This is a genomic window from Paenalicyclobacillus cellulosilyticus (genome assembly GCF_014647315.1).
In the GTDB taxonomy this organism is placed as follows: domain Bacteria; phylum Bacillota; class Bacilli; order Alicyclobacillales; family Alicyclobacillaceae; genus Alicyclobacillus_J; species Alicyclobacillus_J cellulosilyticus.
Map to the genome: position 1 here is coordinate 360 of NZ_BMOY01000143.1, position 235 is coordinate 594.

Genomic DNA, 235 nt, shown 5'->3' on the forward strand with positions numbered 1-235 from the left:
TATCCTAGTCGGCGGTCAAACCCGTATGCCTTTAGTCCAAAAAACGGTCCAGGATTTCTTTGGTAAAGAACCTCGTAAAGACGTGAATCCTGACGAAGCCGTTGCTGTGGGAGCAGCTATTCAAGCGGCCGTTTTATCCGGGGATGTTAAAGACATTCTGTTATTAGACGTAACCCCATTGTCATTAGGTATTGAAACATTGGGCGGGGTGATGACCAAACTGATTGAGAAAAAC

General features: G+C 45.5%; 1 protein-coding gene. It reads left to right on the forward strand.

The genetic code is table 11. From position 1 onward, the window contains the following. On the forward strand, positions 1-235 hold a 235-nt coding region (locus IEX97_RS13815; protein WP_229776947.1), incomplete at both ends, for an Hsp70 family protein.